The organism is Colwellia sp. 6M3 (genome assembly GCF_014077595.1).
GTDB lineage: Bacteria > Pseudomonadota > Gammaproteobacteria > Enterobacterales > Alteromonadaceae > Cognaticolwellia.
This window is the reverse complement of record NZ_JACGWF010000173.1, coordinates 1-2,345: the sequence shown is the minus strand read 5'-3', so window position 1 is coordinate 2,345 and position 2,345 is coordinate 1. Positions and strand designations below refer to the sequence as shown.

Annotated in this window: 3 protein-coding genes; all 3 read left to right on the top strand. The window is 35.5% G+C overall.

Features of this window, described 5'->3' with window-relative positions:
• A partial coding sequence (locus H4J50_RS19455) for a hypothetical protein (protein WP_220466352.1) occupies positions 1 to 184 on the top strand: 184 nt, incomplete at its 5' end.
• Positions 185 to 299: 115 nt separating this feature from the next.
• The gene (locus H4J50_RS18775; protein ID WP_182257680.1) at positions 300 to 1,178 is read left to right on the top strand and encodes a hypothetical protein; all 879 of its coding nucleotides are present in this window, start codon (positions 300 to 302) and stop codon (positions 1,176 to 1,178) included.
• A gap of 169 nt (positions 1,179 to 1,347) precedes the next feature.
• Entirely contained in the window at positions 1,348 to 1,581 is a 234-nt protein-coding gene (locus H4J50_RS18770; protein WP_182257679.1) for a hypothetical protein, read from the top strand.
• Positions 1,582 to 2,345 lie beyond the last annotated feature (764 nt).

The following is a 2,345-nucleotide window of genomic DNA, read 5'->3' as shown; positions in this document are numbered from 1 at the left end:
GGTAGTTATGTTAACTGTTAAAAAATTTAAGGAACGGTTAGGGCAATCTAACCGTTCGGATTGGTTACATGTCGCGGTTGATTTTAATAATGCAAACCAATTTTATATCGTTGGCAATGGCGGTATGGGGAACACAATAAGCGCGCCTATTGAAAGTTACCTACCTGAGATAAAAAATGTGTAGTTAACATGATTAGTTCAAATGAACTTATTAAGGATGAAAAGAAAAATCTCCTACTCGATAGAAATACCTTAGTTCATTATTTAACAGTATCTACAATAGTTCACGAGAGCAGAATATGAGAGAGCTAAAAGCAGTGCAGCGACAAGAGATAATTAAATTGATTTGTGATGGCTGTGGCATACAAGCAAGTGTTGACGGTGACTATGAGTTTCATGAATTTATTTCAATAAGGCGTCATTGCGGCTATGGCTCGATTCATGGTGATGGCAGACAAATTGATATTGATTTATGTCAACAATGTTTTGTTGATATGTGTGGCGACACTCTCAGGGTAACGGATGAAAGCAATGTCCCTAATGAATACAGTGAAAGTAGTAATAAAGAACAGCTTGAATATAGCAATATTTTTGATGTGATTTGCCAGTCAAAGACCAAAGCACATCAGTTGAAACAGGACTGTGATTTAAAGTTAGCTGTAAGAGATATATTATCGAAAAATAAAGTTGCCGATAATAATGAGTTAACGATTGCGCTGAGACGTGTAGAGCAACTTTGGGATGCACAGTACTTATCGGCTGAAGGTAATGAACTTCATCAACTTGCCGATTTGATTTGTGCTTATGAGAAAAAAGATTGGAACAGTTTTTTTGAAGAAGCGCCCTTGGCGGATGATGATTTTATGCCCGACAGGTCAAATTTTAAATCAAAGTTCACTTTTGACGAAGAAAAAACCGCGAGTGGTATGTTATCGAGCATATATATCAATACAAACATTGATGATGAGAGTTCGAGAGATTCAGCTTTGGCAGATAGCAACTTTGATGATGCCAAACAGATCCTGTTAGAAAGTATTAGCAATGTGCAGGCTAAATATCCTGAATTACGACTGGGACAGTTATTAATAAACGCCATGAACATTCAGCAGCCATGCCCTGAACTTTTTCATATTGAAGATAATGTACTGGCTGAAAAGCTTAGCCAGCTCTCGTTATAAAGCTAAGCGCAATTGAGGTTCTAATAAGAACGTAAGAAAATAGCTAGTTGTAACTCTTAGCAAGAGACTAACAAATATGAATAAAATCATCAGAAAACATAAAACTTATTACACGAGGATTTATCGCCTTGCAAAGGCCTGTGATGTTAGTTTTGACTTGGCTCTGCAAATGATAAAACTAAGAGCTGATGATAAGCGATTAACGCGAAAGAAAAAATCCCATGGCAGCTTTATGAATTGGGAAACAGCATCAATGGATACCTTAGGTCTGATGGTTTGTGAATGCTCAAAAAAAGACGGTGAAACTATCAAAATACGAGTATTCATAACTAAAGAAGAATTACCTGTCGATAAACAGAGTTTATGGCAAGAAAGTGCCATGCAATGCATTGAATTGAATTGAATTGAATTGAATAAGTAACGATACTGACAGCAACTAAATGATATATCAAGGAAGCATAAGCCAAACAATTAAAAGAGATTGTCTGTCAGCAAAATACTTTAAATAAAACTTAAAAAGTCGCCATCATACTCATAATATGGTGACTATTATAAAATAGAAATACACATAAGTTTAATATAGTTCAAGAAGAATAAACCATTTTATTTAACACCCACATGCGCTAAGCAGAAGCTTCGAGTGGCTAAATTGATACTTCGGCTCCTAGCCAATTGCTGACATTAGCTTTTGAGTTTAAAACGGCAGTTCAGAGCCTAAAACGGTCAAAAATGGCGGCTTATATTCACCTCAATTTATGTCCGCTAGGATACGAACGGACATTAGCATCAATAGATTTTTGAGCTGTTTTTAGTGTTCATAAGACGTTGAGCTACCTTCATCTTGATAGTCAACAAAGCCACCACTCACGAAGTTACATTGGGATTACTTTTAAATTTCACGTACACTTTTAGTTATATTTAACTTTTGAAGTAGATTCTGAGTACTTTATGAATGTAAAAAAAATTAGAGAGCTTGCTTTTGCATTATTTAATGAAGCGCCTTACCTTTCCAACATAACCAATCCTGTTGAGCACGAAACTGACGTGGTTTAATAGATTCGACTACCCCAGTTAAGAGATAATGAACTTAACTGGAGATCGAAAATGACAAAACGTAAAAAATATTCAAAAGAATTTAAATTAGATGCCATTGCTTTAGTCAAAGAG

Coding starts and splice junctions, on each gene's coding strand:
- H4J50_RS18775 (WP_182257680.1), top strand. CDS start 300: ATGAGAGAGCTAAAAGCAGTGCAGCGACAAGAGATAATTAAATTGATT.
- H4J50_RS18770 (WP_182257679.1), top strand. CDS start 1,348: ATGATAAAACTAAGAGCTGATGATAAGCGATTAACGCGAAAGAAAAAA.